The sequence below is a fragment of the Arthrobacter sp. P1_D4 genome (genome assembly GCF_056406115.1).
This window is the reverse complement of the sequence record NZ_JBFUAU010000006.1, coordinates 1-23,382: the sequence shown is the minus strand read 5'-3', so window position 1 is coordinate 23,382 and position 23,382 is coordinate 1. Positions and strand designations below refer to the sequence as shown.

The 23,382-nt window shown below is 69.4% G+C and carries 24 protein-coding genes and 3 tRNA genes; 20 read left to right on the top strand and 7 right to left on the bottom strand.

The window, feature by feature from the left end; all coding sequences use genetic code 11:
• Positions 1-111: 111 nt before the first annotated feature.
• A complete protein-coding gene (locus AC1D0A_RS06675; protein WP_476945425.1) occupies positions 112-705 on the top strand; it encodes a copper resistance CopC family protein in 594 nt (197 codons plus the stop codon).
• Positions 706-745: 40 nt separating this feature from the next.
• Here AC1D0A_RS06675 and AC1D0A_RS06670 read toward each other — a convergent pair whose 3' ends face one another.
• Positions 746-1,375, bottom strand: a complete 630-nt coding sequence (locus AC1D0A_RS06670; protein WP_043436212.1) for an NAD(P)/FAD-dependent oxidoreductase — start codon at positions 1,373-1,375, stop codon at positions 746-748.
• Positions 1,376-1,847: 472 nt separating this feature from the next.
• Between AC1D0A_RS06670 and AC1D0A_RS06665 the strand changes: the two genes are divergently transcribed.
• The 6 genes from AC1D0A_RS06665 (at position 1,848) to AC1D0A_RS06640 (ending at position 9,785) form a co-directional block, all read left to right on the top strand.
• The gene (locus AC1D0A_RS06665) at positions 1,848-2,885 is read left to right on the top strand and encodes a universal stress protein (RefSeq protein WP_243181353.1); all 1,038 of its coding nucleotides are present in this window, start codon (positions 1,848-1,850) and stop codon (positions 2,883-2,885) included.
• Between the two features lie 37 nt (positions 2,886-2,922).
• A complete protein-coding gene (locus AC1D0A_RS06660; protein ID WP_476945424.1) occupies positions 2,923-5,655 on the top strand; it encodes a PEP/pyruvate-binding domain-containing protein in 2,733 nt (910 codons plus the stop codon).
• A 92-nt stretch (positions 5,656-5,747) separates the two neighbouring features.
• Positions 5,748-6,524, top strand: a complete 777-nt coding sequence (locus AC1D0A_RS06655; RefSeq protein WP_243181355.1) for a hypothetical protein — start codon at positions 5,748-5,750, stop codon at positions 6,522-6,524.
• A 109-nt stretch (positions 6,525-6,633) separates the two neighbouring features.
• The gene (locus tag AC1D0A_RS06650) at positions 6,634-7,722 is read left to right on the top strand and encodes a LolA family protein (protein ID WP_476945423.1); all 1,089 of its coding nucleotides are present in this window, start codon (positions 6,634-6,636) and stop codon (positions 7,720-7,722) included.
• A gap of 58 nt (positions 7,723-7,780) precedes the next feature.
• Positions 7,781-8,848 (top strand): ABC transporter ATP-binding protein, encoded by a 1,068-nt coding sequence (locus tag AC1D0A_RS06645; protein WP_476945422.1) that lies wholly within the window; start codon positions 7,781-7,783, stop codon positions 8,846-8,848.
• 124 nt (positions 8,849-8,972) lie between these two features.
• Complete coding sequence (locus AC1D0A_RS06640; protein WP_459385941.1) at positions 8,973-9,785, top strand: ABC transporter permease; 813 nt, start codon at positions 8,973-8,975, stop codon at positions 9,783-9,785.
• Positions 9,786-9,791: 6 nt separating this feature from the next.
• Here AC1D0A_RS06640 and AC1D0A_RS06635 read toward each other — a convergent pair whose 3' ends face one another.
• The 5 genes from AC1D0A_RS06635 to AC1D0A_RS06615 form a co-directional block, all read right to left on the bottom strand.
• Entirely contained in the window at positions 9,792-11,282 is a 1,491-nt protein-coding gene (locus AC1D0A_RS06635) for a C40 family peptidase (RefSeq protein WP_476945421.1), read from the bottom strand.
• Positions 11,283-11,472: 190 nt separating this feature from the next.
• Positions 11,473-12,393 (bottom strand): cation diffusion facilitator family transporter, encoded by a 921-nt coding sequence (locus AC1D0A_RS06630; protein ID WP_243181360.1) that lies wholly within the window; start codon positions 12,391-12,393, stop codon positions 11,473-11,475.
• Positions 12,394-12,403: 10 nt separating this feature from the next.
• Entirely contained in the window at positions 12,404-12,847 is a 444-nt protein-coding gene (locus AC1D0A_RS06625) for a metallopeptidase family protein (protein ID WP_243181361.1), read from the bottom strand.
• 9 nt (positions 12,848-12,856) lie between these two features.
• Positions 12,857-13,837, bottom strand: coding sequence for a DMT family transporter (locus AC1D0A_RS06620; protein WP_476945420.1), 981 nt, complete (start codon positions 13,835-13,837; stop codon positions 12,857-12,859).
• A gap of 84 nt (positions 13,838-13,921) precedes the next feature.
• Positions 13,922-14,803: an ArgP/LysG family DNA-binding transcriptional regulator gene (locus AC1D0A_RS06615; protein WP_476945419.1), complete on the bottom strand. Its 882-nt coding sequence runs from the start codon at positions 14,801-14,803 to the stop codon at positions 13,922-13,924.
• A 68-nt stretch (positions 14,804-14,871) separates the two neighbouring features.
• On the opposite strand from AC1D0A_RS06615, the gene AC1D0A_RS06610 reads away from it, so the two are divergent.
• Together AC1D0A_RS06610 and AC1D0A_RS06605 are read left to right on the top strand one after the other, a co-directional pair.
• The gene (locus AC1D0A_RS06610; RefSeq protein WP_243181364.1) at positions 14,872-15,474 is read left to right on the top strand and encodes a LysE/ArgO family amino acid transporter; all 603 of its coding nucleotides are present in this window, start codon (positions 14,872-14,874) and stop codon (positions 15,472-15,474) included.
• 161 nt (positions 15,475-15,635) lie between these two features.
• The gene (locus AC1D0A_RS06605; RefSeq protein ID WP_243181365.1) at positions 15,636-16,181 is read left to right on the top strand and encodes a methyltransferase family protein; all 546 of its coding nucleotides are present in this window, start codon (positions 15,636-15,638) and stop codon (positions 16,179-16,181) included.
• A gap of 98 nt (positions 16,182-16,279) precedes the next feature.
• Here the strand turns inward: AC1D0A_RS06605 and AC1D0A_RS06600 are convergent, their stop codons facing one another.
• On the bottom strand, positions 16,280-17,299 hold the full coding sequence (locus AC1D0A_RS06600; protein WP_243181366.1) for a PHP domain-containing protein: 1,020 nt from the start codon (positions 17,297-17,299) through the stop codon (positions 16,280-16,282).
• A gap of 201 nt (positions 17,300-17,500) precedes the next feature.
• On the opposite strand from AC1D0A_RS06600, the gene AC1D0A_RS06595 reads away from it, so the two are divergent.
• The 11 genes from AC1D0A_RS06595 to AC1D0A_RS06545 all read left to right on the top strand — a co-directional run.
• Positions 17,501-17,573, top strand: a tRNA-Glu gene (locus AC1D0A_RS06595).
• 105 nt (positions 17,574-17,678) lie between these two features.
• A tRNA-Asp gene (locus tag AC1D0A_RS06590) sits at positions 17,679-17,752 on the top strand.
• A 48-nt stretch (positions 17,753-17,800) separates the two neighbouring features.
• Positions 17,801-17,876: transfer RNA gene (locus tag AC1D0A_RS06585), tRNA-Phe, on the top strand.
• Between the two features lie 230 nt (positions 17,877-18,106).
• Complete coding sequence (locus tag AC1D0A_RS06580; RefSeq protein ID WP_476945418.1) at positions 18,107-18,580, top strand: hypothetical protein; 474 nt, start codon at positions 18,107-18,109, stop codon at positions 18,578-18,580.
• A 194-nt stretch (positions 18,581-18,774) separates the two neighbouring features.
• Entirely contained in the window at positions 18,775-19,293 is a 519-nt protein-coding gene (locus AC1D0A_RS06575) for an Asp23/Gls24 family envelope stress response protein (protein ID WP_459383677.1), read from the top strand.
• Complete coding sequence (locus AC1D0A_RS06570; RefSeq protein ID WP_243181369.1) at positions 19,293-19,484, top strand: hypothetical protein; 192 nt, start codon at positions 19,293-19,295, stop codon at positions 19,482-19,484. The genes AC1D0A_RS06575 and AC1D0A_RS06570 overlap by 1 nt, the downstream gene beginning before the upstream one ends.
• Positions 19,481-19,864 carry a hypothetical protein gene (locus AC1D0A_RS06565; RefSeq protein WP_243181370.1) on the top strand — a complete coding sequence of 128 codons (384 nt, stop codon included), beginning with the start codon at positions 19,481-19,483 and terminating at the stop codon, positions 19,862-19,864. Before AC1D0A_RS06570 ends, AC1D0A_RS06565 begins: the two co-directional genes overlap by 4 nt.
• A complete protein-coding gene (locus tag AC1D0A_RS06560; RefSeq protein ID WP_243181371.1) occupies positions 19,861-20,520 on the top strand; it encodes a DUF6286 domain-containing protein in 660 nt (219 codons plus the stop codon). Before AC1D0A_RS06565 ends, AC1D0A_RS06560 begins: the two co-directional genes overlap by 4 nt.
• On the top strand, positions 20,517-21,128 hold the full coding sequence (locus AC1D0A_RS06555) for a hypothetical protein (RefSeq protein WP_243181372.1): 612 nt from the start codon (positions 20,517-20,519) through the stop codon (positions 21,126-21,128). The genes AC1D0A_RS06560 and AC1D0A_RS06555 overlap by 4 nt, the downstream gene beginning before the upstream one ends.
• A gap of 196 nt (positions 21,129-21,324) precedes the next feature.
• A complete protein-coding gene (locus AC1D0A_RS06550) occupies positions 21,325-22,608 on the top strand; it encodes an ABC transporter substrate-binding protein (RefSeq protein ID WP_028277787.1) in 1,284 nt (427 codons plus the stop codon).
• 7 nt (positions 22,609-22,615) lie between these two features.
• Positions 22,616-23,382: carbohydrate ABC transporter permease (locus AC1D0A_RS06545; protein ID WP_476945417.1), on the top strand; the 767-nt coding region annotated here is incomplete at its 3' end.

Below are 23,382 nucleotides of genomic sequence, written 5' to 3'. Positions count from 1 at the left end.
ATTAGTCCTCCGGGAGTGATGGGTGTTGCATATATCTTATTTGGCGCCCGAGGGCCAACCCTGCGTTTTCGCCTAGTCTGTAAGGAAGCCAACACTAGGAGTAGCCTGCCCATGCGCCGTATCCGCCAGCTTCGCAGTGCCCTCCTGGGCGCCGTCGTCCTTGTGGCCGTCCTGCTGGGAGCAGTGAGCCCGGCGTCGGCGCACGATACCGCGGAGTCCACCAGCCCGGCTGCCGGAGCAACCGTCGCGGCACCGCCGGAGCAGGTCTCGGTCACGTTCAACCACAATCCGCTTGTCCTGGGGTCGCAGATCGTGGTCAATGACGCCGCCGGCGCCAACTGGTCGGAGGGTCCCGTGGAAATCGTGGACAACGTCGCTGCGCAGAAGCTGAAGTCCGGCGCCCCCGCGGGGCCGTACACCGTGCACTGGCGGGTGGCCAGTTCCGACGGCCACCCGATCGAGGGCAGCTTCACGTTCACCGCGACGGCGGCTGCGGCAGGCACGACGGCGGCTGCGGCGGTCCCCACGATGGGCACCGCCCAGCCGGGGACCACGCCCGCGCCAGCTCCTGCGCCGGCCGGGTCGCAGCAGTTTCCCTGGAGCGTCATGGTCTTCGTCGCCGTCGGGGTCGGCATCCTGGTGGCCCTGGGCCTGATGGCGAAACGCCGCCTCACCCCGGACGAGGGCGGCGACACCGAAGGCTGAAATAAGCCAACCTGACTCCGGCAACGCGGCCAAAGCGGTGCTAGGCGGGGGCGGCCAGGGCAAAGCCGCCGGGCAGCAGCGCGGGGATCCCGTTCGGGTGGACCTTGGCGGAAATTGCCTGTCCCACCACCTTGGCCTGGCGCAGGACTTCCTTGGGCGTCGGGGTAATGAGTTCGCCCACCCCCACGAGGTACATTCCCAGAGCATGCATTGCCGCCATGAGGTTCTGCCCGGCTGCCATGCCAAGTTCCGAGAGCATGCGGCGCAGCTGGCTGTGGGCGCAGCGGGTCAGGACAAGGTGGTCGGCCAGCAGGACGCCGCCCGGGGTCTGGACGGCCCACTTCTCGGTGGGTGAGCCGTCCGTGCCGGCCTCCAGGAGGTCCAGCTGCAGGGCCCGGATGTTGTTCCGCACGTCAAGCTTGTGGCTTGCGGCGTAGTTGCGCAGGTGCCGCAGGATTTCATTGCGCTCCCTCAGGCTTGCGGCGTCCGCCGCGTCGCAGCGCTGAAGCGAGGAGGTGTTGGCCGGATGGCCGGCACCCAGGAGGTCGAGCCCGTCCACAATGATGGACGCAACGCCCCGGCGCTGGAGCTCGCTGGCCACAGCCAAGCCGGAGAGCCCCGTCCCGATGACTACGGCGGTGGTCCGCTCAATCCCGCCGTACAAAGGCATGCTCGACACTGCAGGGTACCTCCTTGAAATGGTGCGAGTCGCGGGGGAAACCCCGGACGCCAACCCGTGCCTGGTTCCACAGCCCCAGCGGCTGCTTTCTGGAACACCAGTCTCGGTTCAGCAATGCCTCGAAGGATACCTAAGATTCCCGCCCGTGGATAGGGGAGGTAGGACATTGGCTGTGGTGCCGGATTCCGGCGGTTTCCTTGCCCCCGCTCCAGCGGAAACCGGCTCAAAAGCCTGAATTTCGGGGCCGGGAAACGGCGTGTTAACTCTGCGTAAATCCTTCCGCCGCGGGCGGCCGGGGAGGCCTTGCCGCCGTCTTGAATGTTCGCAATTAACCGAGAATAGTGAGGAAAATCAGGGGTTCCTGCACGCAGATTCCGGGTCGCCTCGCCGGTGGACGCCGGGCGGCAGTACTTCTGGCAGAATAGCCGCAACATCAGGCAAGAATCGCGAGGAGGCGGACCCTATGGGCCGTGAACAGGTGCATCCGGACCCGGCATGGGAGACCGGTGGCGAGCCGGCGCCGCCCCGCGGAATCGTCGTGGGAGTGGACGGCTCGGACCACAGCCACTGCGCCCTGGTGTGGGCGGCCCGTGAGGCGGAACGCCGTCGCCGCCCGCTGCACATCGTGACCGCCTATTCCGTTCCGATCTTCGCCGCTTCCGGGCTCGACGGCGGCTACGCCACGGTGGACGACTCCGTGATCCGCGAGGGCGCCGAAGCCATCCTCAAGCACGCCATGGACAAGATCGCGTTCTACAACATCGACGTCGACGCGTCCGTCGAAAACGGGGACGCGTCCGGCGTGCTGCTGGAAATCAGCGAAACCGCGGAGCTTCTGGTCTTCGGCACCCGCGGCCGCGGTGGCTTCGTGGGCCGGCTGCTCGGCTCCGTCAGCAGCGCGCTGCCCGCCCACTCGAAGTGCCCCACCGTGACCGTGCCGCTGATCTGCGCGGACCGCCTGGGCGAAACCACAGACGACAAGCATGTCCTCGCCGAACGTGCCAAGTCGGGCAGCCAGCCGGTGGAGAACGTCGTGGTCGTCGGTGTCGACGGTTCCGAGCAGGCCCGCGTCGCCGTGCTGGAGGCCGCAGCGCAGGCCGAGCGGCTCTCCGCCCGGCTCCGCGTGGTGTGCGCGGTGCCGCAGTACACCGGCTCGCTGGCATGGGTGCCCACCCCGATGGACCGCGACGCACTGTTCGCCGACATCAAGGTACAGCTCGACGCCGGCGTGGCCTGGCTGCGGAGCTACTTCCCCGCCCTGCAGGTGGAGACGCAGCTCGTCGACGGCTCGCCCGTCGACATCCTCGTCGACGCCAGCCGGCACGTGGAGCTCGTGGTGGTCGGCACCCGAGGGCGCGGCGGATTCACCGGGATGCTGCTGGGCTCCACGTCTGACGGCGTCCTCCACCACGCCAAGGGCCCGGTCATGGTGGTGCCGGACCGCGACGACCCGCGGCTGGCGGACAGAGCCAGCTTCGGCCCGATGCTCGGCGACTCCTAGAAGGCGACGGGCCCGGCGTCGGAAGGACGGTTAACGGATGGAGCACCCCGGGACGCCGGATCCTGCCGAGGACGGGCCGGTCCTGGCCCTTGAACGCCTTGGCCCGGACATGCTGGCCACCGTCGGCGGGAAGGCGGCGAACCTGGGCGAACTGGCACGCGCCGGCCTACCGGTGCCCGCCGGCTTCTGCCTGACCACCAGTGCGTATCTGGACGCCACGGCATCCCCGGCGCTGGCGGACGTGCACCGCGCCCTCGCCGCAACAGCCCCCGACGACCTGGCGGGGCTGGCTGCGCTTGCGGCGAAGGCCCGCGCGCTGGTGCTCGACGCCGATGTCCCCGCCGGCATCGACGCCGCCGTGCGCGCCGCCTATGCGGCGCTGGGCACCGACACGGCGGTCGCTGTGCGGTCCTCCGCGACCGCCGAAGACCTGCCGTTTGCCAGCTTCGCCGGCCAGCAGGACACTTTCCTGAACGTGGTGGGTGCGGATGCCGTGCTGGCTGCCGTCCGCCGGTGCTGGGCCTCGCTGTGGACAGACCGCGCGGTGACCTACCGCGCGGTGCAGGGGATTGAGCCCTCGGCGGTGGCCCTCGCCGTGGTGGTCCAGCGCATGGTGGACGCGGCCGTGGCCGGGGTGCTGTTCACAGCCAATCCCGTGACCGGCCGGCGGCACGAGGCCGTCATCGACGCCAGCCCGGGGCTGGGGGAGGCCGTGGTGTCCGGGGCGGTCAACCCTGACCACTTCGTGCTCGACGGCACCACGGGACGGATCCTTGAGCGGCGAATTGGGGACAAGGGCATCATTATTCGTCCCCTGCCCGGCGGCGGCACCGAGCGGGTGGCGCAACCTGACGCCGGGCTGGCGCCCAGCCTGGACGACGCCCAACTGGCGGCACTGGAGCTCCTGGGCCGCCGTGCGGAGGTGCACTTCGGCTCGCCGCAGGACCTCGAATGGGCCATCGGCCGGGACGGTGCCGTGTGGCTGACGCAGTCCAGACCCATCACCACTCTCTATCCGATGCCGGACCGGCCTCCCTCCGGGCCGACGCCACGCGTGTATTTATGTTTCAGCCTGGCCCAGGGGCTGACCCGGCCCCTCACCCCGATGGGACTCGCCGGCATCCGGCTGATTGCGTCTTCGGTTGCGGGGGCGGCGCATTTCCCGGTGCCGGTGCCCCGTGACGGGCCCGCGCCGTACGCGGAGGCAGGCCAGCGGATTTTCTTCGATCTCACGCCGGTTCTCCGGAGCCAGACCGGGCGCGCCATTGTCCCCCGCGTGTTTGACGTCATGGAGGCGCGTTCGGCCACCGTGCTGCGCAACCTTTTCGCCGATCCGCGGTTCTCCGTGACCACAACAATGCCGTGGGGGCTCCTGCGCCACGTCGCCCCGGTGGCGGCGCGGGCGAAGGTCCCGGAGACCTTGATCCGCGGCCTCATCCGGCCCGAGGCGGCACTGCGCCGGGCAGACCGTGTGGGAGAACAGCTCCGCGCGGCACTCGCTGTGCCCGCCGGCGCCACCGCCACGGAGCGCCTGGACCACATCGAGCGGATCCTTGGCCAGCATGTCTTTCCCGTGGTTCCCGCGATCCTGCCGCTGCCCGCCCTGGGGTTCGCCTTGCTGGCCGTGGCCGGAAAACTCGCCGGGAAACCGGGGAACGGGGCGCTGCAGGAAGTCCTGCGGGGGCTGCCCAACAACGTGACCACCGAAATGGACCTTGACCTGTGGTCGCTGGCTACTGCCATCCGCAACGACCCGGCGTCGGCGGCGGTGTTCGGGGAAGCCGCATTGCCCGAGATAGCCCGGCGTTACCGGGCGGGGGACCTGCCCGGCGTCGTGCAGTCGGGGCTGCGGGACTTCCTGGGCCGGTACGGCCACCGCGCCGTGGCGGAGATCGACGTCGGCATGCCCCGCTGGTCTGATGACCCGACCCACATCCTCGGGGTCCTGGCCAACTATCTGCGCATGGATGATCCCGCGCTCGCCCCGGACCGGCAGTTCGGCAAGGCGGCCCGAGAGGCGGAGGCACAGGTGGCCCGGCTGGTGGAAGCGGCGGCGCAGCGCAGCCGCCTTCGCGGTGCACTCGCCCGGGCCGCGCTGCGGCGGACCCGGATGTTCGCCGGGCTGCGGGAGCTGCCCAAGTACCACCTCGTGGAAGCGCTCGGCGCCGTCCGGGAGCAGCTCGCAGCCGTCGGGGCCGAACTCGCCGCGGCCGGGGCCCTCGATGCGGCCGACGATATCTTCTTCCTCGACCTGGCTGACGCGCACCGGGGGCTCGGCGGCGCCGCGCTGCAGGGGCTCGTGGCACGGCGTCGGGAGGCGTACGCGGCTGAACTGGGCCGCCGGCACATTCCCCGCGTGCTGCTCTCGGACGGCACCGAGCCGGAGGCGGTGCAGACCACAGCCGGCGGAAGGGGGCCGGCGGGTTCTGACGGCGGCGCGGGGCGGCTCTCCGGCACACCGGCCTCGGCCGGCACCATCACGGCCCGGGCCCGGGTGATCCTGGACCCCCAGGGCGCGCACCTGGAACCGGGCGAGATCCTCGTGGCGCCGTCCACCGATCCGGGCTGGACGCCGTTGTTTCTGACGGCCGGCGGCCTCGTGATGGAAATGGGCGGGCCCAACTCCCACGGCGCCGTCGTCGCCCGGGAATACGGGATCCCCGCAGTGGTGGGGGTCCCCGACGCGACGTCGAGGATCGCCACGGGCCACAGCATTACGGTCGACGGCGCCGCCGGCACCGTGACGCCGTCAACGCCGCCGGCACCCTGACGCCGTCACCCTGACGCCGGCCACTTCGCGCCGGACCGCCGACGGCGGCGGGCTCCGCACCATGGTGTCGGCCGGCTCGCTACAGTGGGGCCATGAGCGAAGTGCGCGGCTCCGAGGGGCGGGAGCCCGGGAGCGCCGGAGTTCCCGCGACGGGCATACCGGCGCCTGACACCCGGCCGCCCGGCAGCCCCGCGCCTGCGACTGACGCGACCCCCGCGCCCGCGGACCCGGACGCGTGGCTGCCGGAGTGGTTCGTGGGGCGTCCGCTCACCGCCGGCTGGGCGTGGGCCGGGTTCTGGGCGGCGCTGATCGTGGCCGACGAGTTCCTGGATCTGGCCGGCTGGTCCTGGTATGTGCTGGTTGGCCTCGCCGCCCTGCCGACGCTGCTGGCAAGCATCGCCCTTCTGCACGCCACCCCGCGCCGCTACCTGAAGCCGCGCCGGGACTCGGTCCTGGGCCACTTCTTCGTCCGCTTCCTGGCCCTGATCGCCGCCTTCCTCGTGTGGGGCGTGTCCGTGGTCATGAGCGCCTCGATCTCAACGACCCTTCAGTCACTCGTCGGGGCGTCCGAACGCGAGGTCACCGCGGTGGGCTTCAACCTCCTGCTGGCCGCGATCCCGCTGGTGGTCTCCGTACTGTGGCTGGCCTTCATCATTCGCTGCGCCTGGTTCCTGCGGCGGCTCCGGGGCTGGAAACAAACGCCGGAACCGGGCGCCGTGCCCAAGAAGTTCCTGCGGGACAGGCCCCGGCTGAGACGGGTGGTGGTGGGCCTGGCCCATCCCGGCCTGCTGCTCGTGGCGGGCCTGGGCACCTCTGTGCTCGCGTTCCTGCTGGGCGCCGTGGAACTGACCATTAATGTGCTGAAGTAGGATAACCGGGCTGCCGGGGCCAGGCGTACTGTTGACCTATGAGCTGCACTGAAGCGCGCATTCCCCAGGCGCGGATAGTTGGAACATCTCTTTCCGGAGCGCGGTCGCGATGACGCGCACGTGGCTGCGCTGGCTGCCTGCTGCCGCCGTTCCTGCCGTTATTGCCGCCGGCGCGCTGGCCGGATCCCTGCCCGCCAGCGCCGGGGATCCCCTGCCGCCCAAGACGCCGGAGCAGGTGCTGCAGTTGATTGCCCAGCACCGCGAGCCCGCCCTCTCCGGAACCCTGGAACAGTCTTCTGCGCTCGGGCTTCCCGAGTTGCCCAAGACCGGTGCCGGCTCGGCCCCGTCAGGTACGGCATGGCTCGAACTGCTGACGGGGCCGCACACCGCGCGGGTTTATCGCGACGGCCCGGACAACGCCCGCGTCCAGGTGATGGACCGGCTGGCCGAACGCAACGCGATCCGCCACGGCAACGACGTGTGGTTCTACAACTCCAAGGACAACACGGCCGCCCATGCCCAGCTCCCGGCCAACGACGCCGGTGACACAGGCCGTCACAGCGCCGGCAGCGACGTCACCGCCACCCCCGACCAGCTCGCCGCGATGCTACTGGCCAAGATCGAACCGGGCACCGACGTGGCGGTGGGAGCCGATGTCCAGGTAGCCGGCCGGCCCGCCTACAACCTGGTGCTGACACCAAAGTCCGATGCGACGCTGGTCGGGTCCATCGCAGTAGCCGTTGACGGCCAGACCGGTCTGCCGCTGGGCGTCGAGATCAAGGCTCGCGGACAGTCGGATCCCGCCTTCCGCGTCGCCTACACCAGCCTGACCCTCGGGGCCCCCGACGCGTCGGTCTTCACATTCACCCCGCCGCCGGGTGCCACGGTCGAGGAGATTCCGGTAAAGGAGCACAAGCACGGAAACGACGCCGGGAACGCGACGGCGCCGGCGGCCAAGGACCGCGCCGGCAAGCCGGCCGTCACTGGCTCCGGCTGGGACTCGGTTGTTGAGTTCCCGGCGGGAACGGCCGGCCCGGCGTCGGACGCCACGGCCCTGCTCGAACAGGCCACCGTCCCGGTCCAGGGCGGCCGGCTTTTGTCCACCGCGCTGGTGAACGTGTTGGTGCTCGACGACGGCCGGGTCGTCGCCGGCTCCGTGCCACCGGAGCGGCTCCAGGCCGCTGCCGCACAGAAGTGATGTCCGGCGCGGTATCCGGTGGCCGACGGTTGCTCCCTGACCATCCGGTGACGGCCGCGTGAGCGCCGCCGGGCCGGCGGCCGAGCTGAGCATTGAGACCACGGGCCTGACCAAACGGTTCGGCCAGCAGATGGCTGTCGACGGCGTCGACCTGGCCGTGCCGAAAGGCGCGGTCTTTGGTTTCCTGGGCCCGAACGGTTCGGGGAAGACCACCACCATCAGGCTCCTGCTCGGCCTGGCCACGGCCACCGGAGGCTCCATGCGCGTGCTGGGCGAGGAGATGCCCGGCAAACTCAATGACGTGCTGCCCCGGGTCGGGGCGCTGGTGGAAGGACCGGCGTTCTACCCGTTCCTCTCAGGCGCCGCCAATCTGCGCCGCATGGACGCCGCGGACCCCTGTGGTGCGGGCGCGACGCGGCGTGCCCGCGTCCACTCGGCCCTGGAACGGGTGGGTTTGACGCACGCCGCGGACAAGCTGGTCCGGGCCTACTCGCTGGGGATGAAGCAGCGGCTGGGGATCGCCAACGCCCTGCTCGCCCCGCGGGAACTGCTGGTGCTGGACGAGCCCACCAACGGGCTGGATCCGCAGGGCACCCGTGAGGTGCGGAGCCTGGTGCGATCGCTCGCGGCCGACGGCGCCACGGTGTTCGTCTCCAGCCATCTGCTGGCCGAGGTCGAGCAGATCTGCACCCATGCGGCCATCATGAGCGCTGGCCGGCTTGTGGCGCAGGGAACCCTGACGGAACTGCGCGGGGCCGGCCAGGCAAGGATCCGCGTGTTGACCCCGGATCCGGTTACCGCGGCGCAGGTGCTGGCCGGCCTCGGCCTGACCGCGACCCTGGGCACCGACGGCCGTACTCCCGGTGGCGCTGGTTCCGGTGCCGCCGGCTCCGGGACCGACGCGGCCCTGTTCGCGTCACTGCCTGGGGCTCCGGCTGGGGCTCCGGCAGCCCAGGAAGACGGAGGATCATCCCGGTCCGTGGAGCGGGCGGCCGTGCAGCCGGAAGCCGTGGTGGCGGCCCTCGTGGCGGCGGGGGTCCGGGTCCGCGGCTTCGCGACCGAGCAGGCCAGCCTTGAGGACCGGTTTGTGGCATTGACGGGGGAGGGGTTCGACGTTGTCCAGTAACAGCTCATCCGCGGGCGATCCGGCAGCCGGCCCGTCAGTTGCCCCGGCGCCGGGCCGTAGCGGCGCGGCCGCAGGCGCTGGCGGGGACGGCGGGGCCTACGCTGCGCCGGTCCGGCGCGGGTCCCTGACCGGTGACCTGCTGGCGTCCGAGCTCGGGGTGCTGTTCCGCCGCCGCAGGACGTGGGCCATGTTGTGCGCGCTGGCGGCCATCCCGATCCTGATCGCGGTGGCGGTGCGGGTCTCCTCGGCCGTGCCGGCAGGCCGCGGGCCGGCCTTCCTGGACCGGATCGCCCAGAACGGCCTGTTCGTGGGCGTCACGGCAATGGTCGTCTCCGTTCCGCTGTTCCTGCCCCTTACCGTCGGCGTCGTGGCCGGAGACACGATCGCCGGGGAGGCCGGACAGGGGACCCTGAGGTACCTGCTGGTGGCTCCCGCCGGGCGGATCCGCCTGCTGATCGTCAAATATGCCGGGGCGGCCGTGTTCGTGATCGTTGCCCCGCTCGTGGTGGCCCTGACCGGGGCCGGAATCGGCGCGGCGCTCTTTCCCGTGGGGCCGGTGACCCTGCTCTCCGGCGACACGATCGGCACCGGCGAGGCCATGGTCCGGCTCTTGCTGATCGCCGCGTATCTGGCGGTTTCACTGCTGGGGTTGTCGGCGATCGGGCTGTTCATCTCCACCCTGACCGATGTTCCGGTGGGGGCCATGGCGGCCACCGTGGTGCTCTCGGTCGTCGCGCAGGTCCTGGACGCGCTGCCGCAACTCGAGTGGCTGCATCCCTGGCTTTTCAGCCACTACTGGCTGGACTTTGGTGATCTGCTCCGGCAGCCGGTTTCCTGGGATTCCTTGGCCGCCAATGCCCTCCTCCAGGGCGGCTACGTCGCCGTCTTCGGCGCGCTGGCCTACGGCAGGTTCATCACCAAGGACGTGCTCTCCTAGCCAGTCTCAGTAACGGGCCGCGTAGCCGTACAGCTGCATCCCGGACATAGCGGCAACATCGGTCACGGTAATGCCGGCGTCGGGGTTCAGCGCCTGGACCACGCGGCCGCCGCCGAGGTAGATGGCCACGTGGTAGAAGCCCGGGGCCGAACCCCAGACGAACAGATCGCCCGGACGCGCCTGGGAGAGCGGGACATGGACAGGGGCCTGGGCGAACTGCTGGGAGGCAGTGCGGGGCAGGTACTTCCCTGCCGCGGCGAACGCATTCTGCACCAGGCCCGAGCAGTCAAACCCATAGCTCCCGGTTCCGCCGTACTGGTAGAAGAACGGCGATCCGGTCTTGCCGAGCGCCACCGAAATCGCGGTCTGGTTTGACCCGCCGGAAATCGGCGCCGGAACCGGAACAGGTACTGGCGCCGGAACCGGGGCAGGAATCGGTGCGGGGACCGGAGCAGGTACTGGCGCGGGAGCCGGCGCGGATGCCGGAGCCGGTGCGGGTGCGGGTGCGGGTGCGGGCGCTGCAGCGGGGGCCGGCACGTCGGCGGGAGCCGGAGCGGCTGGCTGTCCTGCTGCCGAATCGTCCCGTCCCGGAGCTGTTGGTGCCGGCTGTGAACCCGTGCCAGGCTGCGGCGCGGGGCCCGCCGCCGCGGTCAGTGCTGCGAGCCGAGCCTGCTGGCGCTGGCGGTCGAGGGCGTCCACCCGGGCCGATTCCAGCGCCGCGGTGGTGTTTCTCAGGCTTGCCAACTGGTCCACGAGCGCGCTGCGCTGCGCTTTGGCATCGGCCACGACCTGGCGCTGGGCGGCGTCGGCGCGGTCGGCGTCGGCCTTGCGGTCCGCGGCAGTCGCGGCGGCCTCGTCGGCGGCGCGGTTGGCGTCGGCTGCGGCTTCGGTCAGGGACTGCGCGGCCGTGGCCGCGTTTTCCGCGGACTCGAAGGCCCGCGCGCGTCCGGCCGTTACGGCCTCCAGCGTGGCGGCATCCTCCAGGGCCCGCCCGGAGCCGCTGACAAAGCTGCTGAGGGCCGGGTTCAGGCCGCCGTTGCGGTACAGGTCACCGGCCAGCTGGCCGAGCTGTTTGCGGGTTTTGGCCTGTTCTGCCCCGGCCGCGGCAGCCCTGGCGGCCGCCACAGCCGCCGCGTCACGGCGTGTGGCCAGCTCCACGAGGGCCTCGCCGTACGCGTTGTTTGCTTGCAGGGATGCGGCGAGGCTGGTTTCCTGGCCGGCCGACGCGTCGGCCAGAAGCCCGTCGATCCTGGTGACCTCTGCCGCCGTCGAGCTCGCACTGGACTTGGCGGCAGCGATCTCTTCCGGTGAGGGGATCTCCGGCGACGCCGGAACCCGGCCGGCAGTCTCCAGCGGCGGGCGCCCCTGCGCAGAAAGCTGCGAAGAAATCAGCGCGGTGGTCAGCGGCGCGGCCTGGGCCGGGAGCGCGAGGGTTCCGAGGAGGACGACGGCGGTGCAGAGCACAGCCGTCTTGCGGCCGGATCGGATCCAACTCATGGGCAACCTCGCTGAAGTCTCAGGCTGGAGTGAGCGAGGTCGGATTTGGCGCGTGAAAGCCCTCTGCGGATCACCCAGCAGGCATGAGGCTACGTGCCAAAGGCTACTTTGGCAACACGAGTCACATGAATAACATAAACAACACCAGTGTCATTTGGCCACGTCCGTGACGGGCGTGTCCTGCCGACGGTCAGGCGTGCTGGTGGGCCTCGTGCTCTGAATGCGTGGTGGGCTCGAGCTGGAATGTGCAGTGTTCGGTGTCGAAATGGGAGCCAAGGCAGCTGGTGAGTTTGTCCAGGACCCGGTCGGCGCCCTTGGCGCCGAGCGCTGCGTCCTCCACCACCACGTGGGCGGAGAAGACGGGGACGCCAGAGGTAATGGTCCAGATATGGATGTCGTGGACGGATACCACGCCGTCCACCGCCAGGATGTGGTCGCGGATCATCTGAACGTCCACGCCCTTGGGCGTGGCCTCGAGGAGCACGTCCACGACGTCGCGCAGCAGGTGCCAGGCACGGGGCAGGATCATGAGGGCGATGAGGATCGAGGCAATGGTGTCGGCCGCCTGAAACCCGGTGACCATGATGACCACCGCCGCCGCGATGACGGCAAAGGACCCCAGCAGATCCCCCAGGACTTCGAGGTAGGCGCCGCGGACGTTCAGGCTTTCCTTCTGGGCGCCGCGCAGGATCAGCAGGGAGACCAGGTTGGCGACGGCGCCGAGGACCGCCGCGGCGAGCATGACGTCGGTGTGGACCTCGGGGGTGGTGCCGAGCCTGCGGATGGCCTCGATGAAGATGACCACCGAGATGACGATCAGGACCAGTGCGTTGGCCAGCGCCGCCAGAACTTCGGCGCGCTGGTAACCGTAGGTGCGCAGATCGCTGGCTGGCCGGGTGGCGATCCATGCGGCCAGCAGGGCGATGAAGACGCCGGCTGCGTCCGAGAGCATGTGTCCGGCGTCGGCGAGCAGGGCCAGGGAGCCGGAGACCACCGCACCGATCGTCTGCACGAGCACCACGGCGAGCGTGATGGCCAGGACGGCGACCAGGCGCTTGCGGTGCTTGCCGGTGGCGGTCAGGCCGTGCGAGTGGCTGTGGTCGTGTCCCATGCCTACAAGGCTATCCCCAGCCGAGCTCGTGCAGGCGCGCGTCGCTGATGCCGAAGTGGTGGGCGATCTCGTGCACCACGGTGACGGTGACTTCCTCGATCACGTCCTCCCGGGAGGTGCAGATGTCCAGGATGGGTTGGCGGAAAATGGTGATCCGGTCCGGCAGCGAGCCGGCGTCCCACCAGGAGTCCCGCTCGGTCAGGGGCACCCCCTCATAGAGCCCCAGCAGCACGGTGTCCGGATCCTCCCCGGGCTGCGGGGTGTAGTCGTCCTCGATGAAGATCGCGACATTGCTCATGGTCTTTGCCAGATCCGGCGGGATCCGGTCGAGGGCATCACTCACGGCAGCCTCGAAATCGGCCTCGGACATCGGGAAGGGGCCGCCGTCCGGGCCGTCACCACCGTCCCCGCCGTTCGGAACGATCGGCAGGCCGGGCGGGAGGGAGGAGGGCATAGGCAAACTCTAGCGGGACCGGCGCCGGGTCAGCCCCACGCCCACAAGGCAGATCACGCCGCCCACCAGGCCCCAGATGGTCGGAATCTCGCCCAGAACCAGCCAAGAGATCAGGATCGTGGTGCCCGGGACCAGGTAGGTGGTGGCCGCGAGGCGTCCCGCATCAATCATTGAGAGCGCATAGGCCCACGTGGTGAATGCGATCGCAGTGGGGAAGATGCCCAGATAGACCAGGCCCAGGGTGGCCGGCAGGGGAGCGGCCTGCAGCTCGGTGACCAACTGGCCGCTAAAGGGCAGGCAGCACAGGGCGCCCACCATGATGCCGAACCAGGTGGCCTGGGCGGCCGGGAACTTGCGGAGCACCGGTTTTTGGACGATCACGCTCACGGCGGCCAGCCCGGCCGCGAGCAGGCAGAGCAGCACGCCGGCCACGTCCGCCGTCGACCGCTGGCCGGAACCAAGCGCAATCACGGCCACGCCGCCGAACGCGATCAGGCTGCCGATGATGAGCGAGCGCGGGAACCCTTCCTTCAGGATCACACCGGCCATGACGGCGACCAGGATGGGGTTGACGTTGATCAGCAGGGCGGCCGTGCCGGCGTCGAGCATGTGTTCGGCGGCGTTCAGGGCCACGTTGTAGCCTCCGAACCACATGACGCCATAGGCCAGGATGGGCCACCACTCGCGGCCCCGGGGCAGGCCCCTGAGCTTGGGCACCACCAGCAGGCCCAGCACGACGGCGGCAACGGCCAGCCGGCCGAGCGTCAGGGAGCCAGGGGAGAAGCTCGGGCCTACAGCGCGGATGCCCACGAAGGCGGAGGCCCACAGGACCACGGTGACGACGACGGCGGCGATGCCGAGCCTGCTGATCGTGGCCGGCTGCCCGGGAGGGGGCGGCGCGGGTTGCGGGGCGGGTGCGGGGGCAGCGTGCGGAGACCCTTCGTGGGGGCCTGCGGACGGAGTGGGGCCGGATGCGGCGGTTGTTGCCATGCTGCCAATGTAGCCGTTCCCGCCTCCTCCCGGCTGGCGGGAATCGGTCACGTCTAGTCGAGATCCTGCCAATCCCGAATGGCCTCAGCGCAGGACGCGTGCCGCCGTCCGGACGGCGGCCGCGACGTCGTTCAGCGCCGCCGAGCCGCGCCGCCACTGCTGCCAGTAGAGGGCAACGTCCACGTGCGCTCGCGGGGCGAGGGCCTCGAGCCTGCCGGCCAATAGGTCCTCGCCGATTTCGATCTCGGGCATCATGCCCCAGCCCATGCCCCAGCGGATGGCATCGCCAAACTCCTGGGCGGCCGGCACATAGTGGCGCGGCGGCTGCAGGGAAGCCCGGCTGACCCGGCGCAGCCAGCGGTCCTGCAGGTCGTCCTTGCGGTCGAAGACCACAACGGGAGCCGCGGCGAGCGTCGCGCCGGTCGCGCCCTCCCCAAACCAGCGGCGGGCGAAGTCCGGAGCGCACACCGGCAAATAGCGCATCGTGCCAAGCTTGCTCGATGAGCAGCCGGGCACGGGCTGGGCTGTTTCCGTGATGGCGGCCGCGGCGGCTCCAGCGCGCAGCAGGTCCAACGAGTGCTCCTGGTCTTCTCGCAGGATCTCGAGCTGGACGTTGTGACTGGCCCCCGCGAGGCCGGCCAACGCCCAGGTGTGCAAGGAATCGCTGTTGATCACCAGCGTCAGGCGCGTTCCTCCGCGGGGGTGCTCCGGCTGCAGCTCCTCGGCCAGGTCCGCGGAGAGCATTTCCAGCTGCCGGGCGAAGCGCACCACGGCCTCGCCGGACTCCGTGAGTCCGGGCGGCCGCGCCCGGGTCAGGACCGGCCGGCCGACGGCGGTCTCGAGGGCCCGGACCCGCTGGCTGATCGCCGACGGCGTCACGGACAGGTGCGCGGCCGCGGCGTCGAAGCTCCCGTGCGTCAGAATCGCGGCCAGCGTCCGGGCCTGTTCGTGGGTGATCTCCATCATTAGCCCATCTTACGTATCAGCAGAATCTTTAACTGGTTTCATCTCTGGCGGCCGCCTACCGTGGGGTGGTGATCCTTCCCCTGTTTTCCGGTCTTTCCGCCGGACTGTCCCTCATCGTTGCTATCGGCGCGCAGAACGCTTTTGTCCTCCGGCAGGGCATCCAGCGCTCGCACGTCGTCATGGTGGTGGCAGTCTGCGCGGTCTCGGACCTCGTGCTGATCCTGCTGGGCGTCGCGGGCATCGGCATCCTCCTGGACCGGGCGCCCGCTGCCCTCGTCGTGATCCGGTGGGCCGGGGCGGCGTTCCTCCTTGCCTACGGGGCGCTCGCGGCCCGGCGTGCGGTCCGCGGGGAGCAGATGGAGAATCCCGGCAACAAGCCCGCCGCCGGCCGGGCCGCCGTCCTTGGCACCTGCCTGGCCTTCACCTGGCTGAACCCGCACGTCTACCTGGACACGGTGCTGCTGCTCGGGTCCCTCGCTGCCGCCCAGGGCGAAGCCGGACGCTGGTGGTTCGCCGCCGGGGCCGGCCTGGGAAGCATTGCCTGGTTCACCGCCCTCGGCGCGGGGGCACGGTTCCTGACGTCCCTGTTCCGGCGCCGGACGGCCTGGCGCGTGCTCGACGCCGGAATCGCCGTCGTGATGGTCACCCTTGCCGTGCTGCTGCTCACCTGAACCTCGACCACCCACCGCTCCTCCCCGCCGCGCTCCTCCCGCAGCGCGCCGCCCATCGCGCGCCCACGCAAAGTGTCGGGAAAGTTCAGGCTGATCCCCCGTCCCCGGGTTAGGCCGGTGGGCCCTTGTCCGTTCAACGTGGCGGGGTCACGATGGCTGGTATGACAGCATCCGCAGCCTCGGCCAGCGAACGACGGCGTGCAGCCATCGGCACAGCCGTCTTCGCCATCGCCCCCGCAACCGCCGCCGGCGTGGTGCCGTGGCTGCTGACCCGCTGGAAAGTGGAGTCGCCGGTCCCCGGCGGGGTGCCCGCGCAGATCGCGGGCGCCATGATGATCGGTGCGGGCGCCGCCGTCATCGCGAACTCCTTTGTGCATTTCGCCGTCGAGGGCATCGGGACCCCCGCGCCATTTGCCCCGCCCAGGCAATTGGTGGTTGGCGGCCTTTACCGGTACGTGCGGAATCCGATGTACGTGTCCATTGCCGCGGCCGTCGCGGGGCAGGGGCTTCTGCTGGGGCAGCCGAAGCTCTTCCTGGCCCTGGGCATCGGCGCCATCCCGGTGGTGGCTTTCGTCCGGCAGTACGAGGAGCCCACACTGGCCCGGAAGTTCGGTGCGGCGTACGAGGAATACCGCAGCAACGTCCCGCGCTGGCTGCCCAGGTCCACGCCGTGGCGGCCCGACGGGCCGGAGCCGTCCCGGCCCTAGGCGTTGGCGGTCTGGGCCTCGGCGGGAAGGCATTGGCGGGCTGGGCATCCCCGGGCTGGGGTAGCCCTGGGGCCTGGCCCAGGACAGCTGTCCGGCCGCTATTTGCCGCTTCCGGCCCACTCCAGCAGCCGATCCAGCGGCCAGGTGGTGACGATCCGCTCGGCGGGAACCCCGTTCGAGGCCGCGCGCTCGGCACCGTACTGCAGGAAATCCAGCTGGCCCGGCGCATGGGCGTCGCTGTCGATGCTGAACAGACAGCCGGCATCGAGGGCCAGCCGGATCAGATCGTCCGGCGGATCCTGCCGTTCGGGGCGGGAATTGATTTCGACGGCCACATTATTGCCGGCGCACGCCGCGAACACGCGCGCGGCGTCGAACTCGGACTGCGGGCGGGTTCCTCTCGACCCCTGCAGCAGCCGGCCGGTGCAGTGGCCGAGGACGTTCGTGTGCGGATCGTTGATGGCGCCCAGCATCCGCTCGGTCATGGTGCTCCGGTCGGAGCGGAGCTTCGAGTGGACGCTCGCCACCACGATGTCCAGCCGGTCCAGCATCTCCGGGGACTGGTCCAGGGTGCCGTCCTCCAGGATGTCCACCTCGATCCCGGCCAGGAGGCGGAAGTCGCCGCCGTCCGCGTTGATGTCCGCAACAACGTCCAGCTGTTCCCGAAGGCGTTCGGCGCTCAGGCCGTTGGCGATCTTGAGGTTGGGGGAGTGGTCCGTCAGGGCGAGGTAGTCCCGGCCCAGTGTCCGGGCGGCGTCAGCCATCAGTCCGATCGGCGACCCGCCGTCGGACCAGTCGCTGTGGCTGTGCAGGTCCCCGCGGAGGGCCGAGCGCAGTTCGGCCCCGCCGGTCGCCAGGGGTTGCTGCCCGCGTTGGCGCAGATCCTCAAGATAGTCGGGCACGCCGCCGTCGACCGCCTGCCGGATGACGTCGAACGTTCTGTCGCCGATCCCCTTCATGCTCTTGAGCCGGCCGTTGCGTGCCCGCGCTGCGACCTCCTCCGGGTCCAGGGCGCCGATAATCCCGGCTGCCTTGCGGAACGCCTGGATCTTGAAGGTGGGGGCGAACCCGCGTTCGAGCCAGAACGCAATCTCATTGAGGGCATCAACGGCATCCATCAGTCCATCTTGCACCCACTCTGCCCGGCTCCGCCCCCATCCTGGCCCGGCTTTTGTATCGGCGGGAGGGGCCGATTTTGGATAATCCGGGGGTCTGCCCTTATAGTTTTATAGTCCAGTTCGGAGGAACCCGAAAGGACAAAAACGACAGGCTTCGGCCCTTAATTTTTGCCCTGATATGTTTCACCGGATGGCGTCCTGGCCCCCATCGTCTAGCGGCCTAGGACACCGCCCTTTCACGGCGGCGGCACGGGTTCGAATCCCGTTGGGGGTACGCAAGGAACTGGTCAAACCGGGTAAAAAAGTCTGGTAGGCTAAAGGCCTTGAAAATCTGCGGTAGCGATATCGCAGGCAGCAAGAACAGGCAGTAAACAAGCAAGGCCCTGTAGCGCAGTTGGTTAGCGCGCCGCCCTGTCACGGCGGAGGTCGCGGGTTCAAGTCCCGTCAGGGTCGCTCTGATTGCCGGAAGAAATTCCGGCCTTCAAGGTGACATGTCACCTAGGCTCTGTAGCTCAGTTGGTAGAGCGTTCGACTGAAAATCGAAAGGTCACCGGATCGACGCCGGTCGGAGCCACCACTGGGAAGCATCAGTTCTTTGAGAACTGGTGCTTTTCTTCTTTAACACCATCTCCTGCTCCGCTTTATCGACGGGGGAGACGGGCGGCGAGGGGCGGCCGGCGGCGGCGACCGTTTGGGGGCCGTCCAGCCGGCCGGGCTAGACTCGCACGCTGGGGAAAGACCACCAAAGCCGCCGGCAGCCCGGTCCGGGCGGGCGGCGCAATCTCAACCGAAAAGTGATTCTGCAACGTGACTTCGAAGAATATTGCCCGTCCTCTCGCCGCAACCGCCCTCCTCGCAGCCCTGGCGCTTACCGGGTGTTCGGCCCCGCAGGCCGGCAGCGCGCCTTCGTCCGCCGCGGGCACGTCCGCCGGGGGCGAGTCCACTGCTTCGGCGTCCGCCACGCCGAGCCCCAGCGGGACCTCCGGGACGTTCGGCGGCTTCACCAGCGCCGCCGAGGCGTGCTCCAAGATCTCGGAGCAGGCAACCGGCGCCACGCTCCTTCCGTTGTCGGCCGCCCAAGGCAAGACGGCGGAACTGGAACAGTTCAAAACGGAGCTGGCCGAGACGGCCGAACGCGTCCCGGACAGCCTCAAGGCCGACTTCGCCAACCTCAAGGAGGTGGCCGTTGCCGGCGTCACCGACCAGACGGTCTTCTCCAGCGGAAAGCTCCAGGCCGCCATGGCGCCGGTCACGACCTGGATCGCCATCAACTGCAAGTAGGGGGTTCGGCCAGGCCAACGCCCGCGTCGGCTCGCGGCTGACATCCCGCAGCCGACAAACGGCCGGCCTTGTCCCCAACGCGGGCCGCCCGTTCCCGCCCCCACCTGCGTGGACTGTGGGATGGCGCCGCAAGATTCCCCCACGGGCCCCCAGGCAGGGACTAGGGTTGTGTCAAAGAGAAGGGGGAGTGCGTTATGGAATACCAGAATTCTCAACCCGTCGCCGGTCCCGCGGCCGGTCAACACGTTGCCGGCCTCGCAGCAGGTCAGCCCGGTCCCGGCGCCCTGGTCAGTCCTGCGGACGGTCTGTCCGCGCCGGCCGGCACCGGCCGCACGGTCATAGCGGAAACCGCCGTCGCCAAGGTCGCGGGCATCGCCGCCCGATCGGTGCCCGGCGTCTATTCGTTGGGCTCAGGACCCTCACGCGCCCTCGGGGCCATCCGCGACGCCGTCGGCAACGCCGATCACGCAGCGGGCGTCCGCGTGGAAGTCGGCGAAACGCAGGCGGCCGTCGACATCGATCTTGTTGCGGTGTATGGCACCCCCCTGCAGGCCCTAGCGGACCAGGTCCGCGCCGTCGTCTACGCCGCCGTCGGGGAACTGGTGGGTCTCGAAGTGATCGAGGTCAATATCGAGATCAACGACGTTTATGTGCCCGGCCCGGCCAAACCGGCCCCGTCCGCCGAGGCCCGGCCAGTCAGGGAGGCAATCTAATGAGCCTGACGGTAGTGGGAATCGCCATGGGCGCCTTCGTGGCCTTCATGTCCTTCCAGTTCGGTGCCTGGGGCTTCCTCGGCGCCCTGTTCTTCATGGCCATCGGCGCCCTCCTGGGCCGGGCCGCAGAGGGGAAGCTGGACCTGCGCAGCGTGTTTGACGCCCTCACAGGCCGGCGTTCCTCCTCATGAGCATCACGGCTGAAGCGCCGATCCCCGGCACCGCGATGGCCGGGCACAACCGCATCAGCACCCAGGCCCTGACGAGCGTGGCCCGGGCGGCCGCGGGGGAGGCCCTCGGTGTCCCGGCGCACGACGTCCGCGCCGACTGGTCGGACGATGACGGGCTGCTCGCGCTGTCGCTTGTCATGCCCGTCGCGGTCCCGAACCTCACCGCTGTGGTCCGGGACCCCGGCCGCGTCGCCGGATTCGGTGGTTCCATCTGGGAGCGTGCCGTCGCCGCCAAGGCCGAGATTCTGCACCGCGTGACGGAACTGACCGGAGCGCAGCTGAGCCGGGTGGACATCCGCATCAGCGGGGCCGCCGTGCGCGGGGGAGGCCGGGTACATTGAGCCAGGACACCCAGAACGCCGGAATCGACTCCGCCGGGCACGACACCGATGCGGTGCCGGGGAGCGCGCCGCTGGGTTCCGGCGCCGCGGGCATGGGCCGGATAGTGAAACGGGAGACGCACACATCGCGCGCTGTTGTGTCCGTGATCGCGGCCGGCCTGGTCATGGCCTTGTTCGGCTATGCGCTGCTTGAGACGGGGGTCCGTGCCATCGGGCAGCCGCCGTGGCTCGTGGATCCGCAGACCGCGGCCGAGCGGGTAGTAGCGCTCCCGGCGGGAATCCCGCCGCTTCTGCTCGGCGTCACGGGCGCTGTGATCGCGATGGCCGGATTGTTCTTCTTCCTCAATGCCGTGCTGCCCGGCCGGCGGGCACGCCACCTGCTCCCGGACCGCCGGGCCGCCGTCGTGGTGGACGATGAGGTGATCGCCGCTGCCCTGGCGCGCCGGGCCCGGCTGGCCGCCAACGTGGCCAAGGAACAGGTGATGGTGGTCGTGTCGCGGAACCGGATCACGGTCAACGTCCGGCCGACCTCCGGTGTGCCGCTGCGCCCGGACGCCGTCCTGGAGGCTGTGCGCCGGGAAGTGGAGGAAATGGGCCCCTGGCCGATGCCGGAAGTGCGGATCCAGGTATCCACAGCCGGGGTGGTGGGGGCATGAACAACACCCCCCGGGCGCTGAACCGCGTACTGATCGGCACCCTTGGCATCCTCCTCCTCGCCATCGGCGTCCTCCTGATACTGCTTGCGAGCGTCCCGGCTGTCGGCGTGTGGTGGCATGAGTGGGCCGGCGGTGTCCTGAGCTTCTGGCTCGATTTGTTCGAACGGACGCAATTCCCCCGCCGCCAGGGGAGCTGGCTGTGGCTTGTCATCTGCCTGGCGCTGCTGGTGGTGATGGGCCTGATGATCGCCTGGATTGCCCAACAGGGTACGGGCCGGACCAGCCTGCTCGTGGCAGAGGAGGACCCGGGTGAAGTGCCCGGCAACGTCGGAATCAGCGGCGGCGTGGCGGAGCAGACGCTCCGCGCAGCGCTCGCGGACCGGCCCGACCTGGCCGGCGTTACGGTAGCCGCCTACAAAATCAGCGGGGAGCCGGCCCTCAAGATCCGGGTGGAACCGCGCCAGGGTGTTGCCCCGCACCGGCTCGCCGCCGAAGTTTCCGCCCTGGTAGAGGCGCTCGACGCGGTAATCGGCAAACGCACGCCGGTGCTGATCCACATCGGATCCGGCGCGCGGTCGCGGTTCGGCCGTTCCGAGCGGGTCCGCTGAGCCGGCCGTGAGGCTGAGGCAGCCTTCCCGGCAGGCGCGCCGCGGGCCGGCCGGCCGGCCGACGGGCCACGGGATCTCCTTTGCATAAAGCTTTCATGTAAACGCTTGCATTCGGGGTACCTGTTGATTACTGTGATGGTCGGCACACGATCAGTACGGCCGTTTTTCACCGGTACTCAGCGAGGAGCACTCCAGTATGAAAACCCGCAATTTCCTACTTCCCGTCGCAACGGCAGGCATTTTGGCTATTACCCTTTCGGCGTGTGGCGGCGGAGGGGGCGGCACTACCAGCGGCAGCGACGCCGCCTCGCAGGGCCTGGACGGGCGCGGCCCCATCACTTACGTTCAGGGCAAGGACAACAGCAACGTGGTCCGCCCGCTGATCGACAAGTGGAACGCCGCCCACCCGAACGAAAAGGTCACCTTCAAGGAGCAGACCGACCAGGCCGACCAGCAGCACGACGACCTCGTCCAGCACTTCCAGGCCAAGGACCCCGGCTACGACGTCGCGAGCGTTGACGTCGTCTGGACCGCCGAATTCGCCGCCAAGGGCTGGCTGCAGCCGCTCAAGGACAAGATGGCGCTGGACACTTCGGCCATGCTGAAGCCGACGGTTGATGCCGCTTCCTACAAGGGCACGCTGTACGCGGCACCGGAATCATCCGACGGCGGCATCCTGTACTACCGCAAGGACCTGGTCCCCACGCCCCCGAAGACCTGGGACGAGATGATGAGCATGTGCTCCATCGCCAAGACCAACAACATCGGCTGCTACTCCGGCCAGTTCAAGAAGTATGAGGGGCTCACCGTCAACGCCTCCGAGGCAATCAACTCCGCCGGCGGAGCCGTGCTGGACGAGAATGGCAAGCCCAACCTGCTCACCGCGGAGGCAAAGGCCGGCATGGCCAACCTGACCAAGGCCTACGCAGACGGCTCGATCCCGAAGGAAGCCATCACGTTCCAGGAAGAGGAAAGCCGCCAGGCATTCCAGGACGGCAAGCTGCTGTTCCTGCGAAACTGGCCCTACGTCTACAACCTGGCCACCACTGAAGGCTCCTCCAAGGTCAAGGACGTCCTGGGCATGACCGCACTCCCCGGCAAGACCGGTCCGGGCGCCTCGTCCCTCGGCGGCCACAGCGCCGCGATCAGCGTCTACTCCAAGAACAAGGCCACCGCAGTGGACTTCCTGAAGTTCCTCACCACCGAAGAAACCCAGAAGTTCTTCGCCACGCAGGGTTCGCTCGCACCGGTGCTCGGCAAGCTCTACGACGACAAGGAGCTCGTCGCCAAGCTGCCGTACCTGCCGGTCCTGAAGACCTCGATCGAGAACGCCGTGCCGCGCCCGGTCACCCCGTTCTACCCGGCCGTCACCAAGGCCATCCAGGAAAACGCGTACTCGGCCATCAAGGGCGAGAAGACTGTAGACGCGGCCCTGTCCGACATGCAGAAGTCCATCGAGTCCGCTAGCGCGGGACAGTAGGTCCATCATGGCAACTGAAGTAGGCCCGACGTCGGTCAAGGCACCGACGTCGGGCGGGGCACCGATCCACCACGCACCCAAGGGTGTTGGGGAGGACAACCGCATCGCGACGCAGGGGCGCTGGGCAGCTTGGCTGCTGGCGCCGACCATCCTCGCATTGTCGGTAGTGATCGTGTATCCGATCATCACCGCCATTGTGATGTCATTCCAAAAAGATGCCGGTCTGGACCCCGCTACGGGTCTCTTCGTTGAGGGCGGCCCGGCCGGCTTCTCCAACTACTACAACTGGATCTTCCAGCAATGCCCGGCTCCGGACGGCGGGACCGTGGACTGCCCGCCGGGAACCCTGGGCGCGCAGTTCTGGTCCGCCACCGGCACCACGTTCTTCTTCACTATCGTCACGGTGGCCCTGGAGACAGTGCTTGGCTTCTGGATGGCCGTCATCATGGCACGGGCCTTCCGGGGCCGCAGCCTGGTCCGTGCAGCCGTCCTGGTGCCGTGGGCCATCCCCACCGCAGTGACGGCCAAGCTGTGGCTGTTCATCTTCGCCTTCGAAGGCATCGGCAACAAACTCTTCAACACCACCGTCCTGTGGACCGGCAGCGAATGGCCGGCCAGGTGGGCAGTGATCATCGCGGACGTCTGGAAGACCACGCCGTTCATGGCGCTGCTGATTCTCGCCGGGCTGCAGATGATTCCCGCGGAAGTGTACGAGGCGGCCAAGGTCGACGGCGCCTCAGCCTGGCAGCGGTTCCGGATGATCACCCTGCCGCT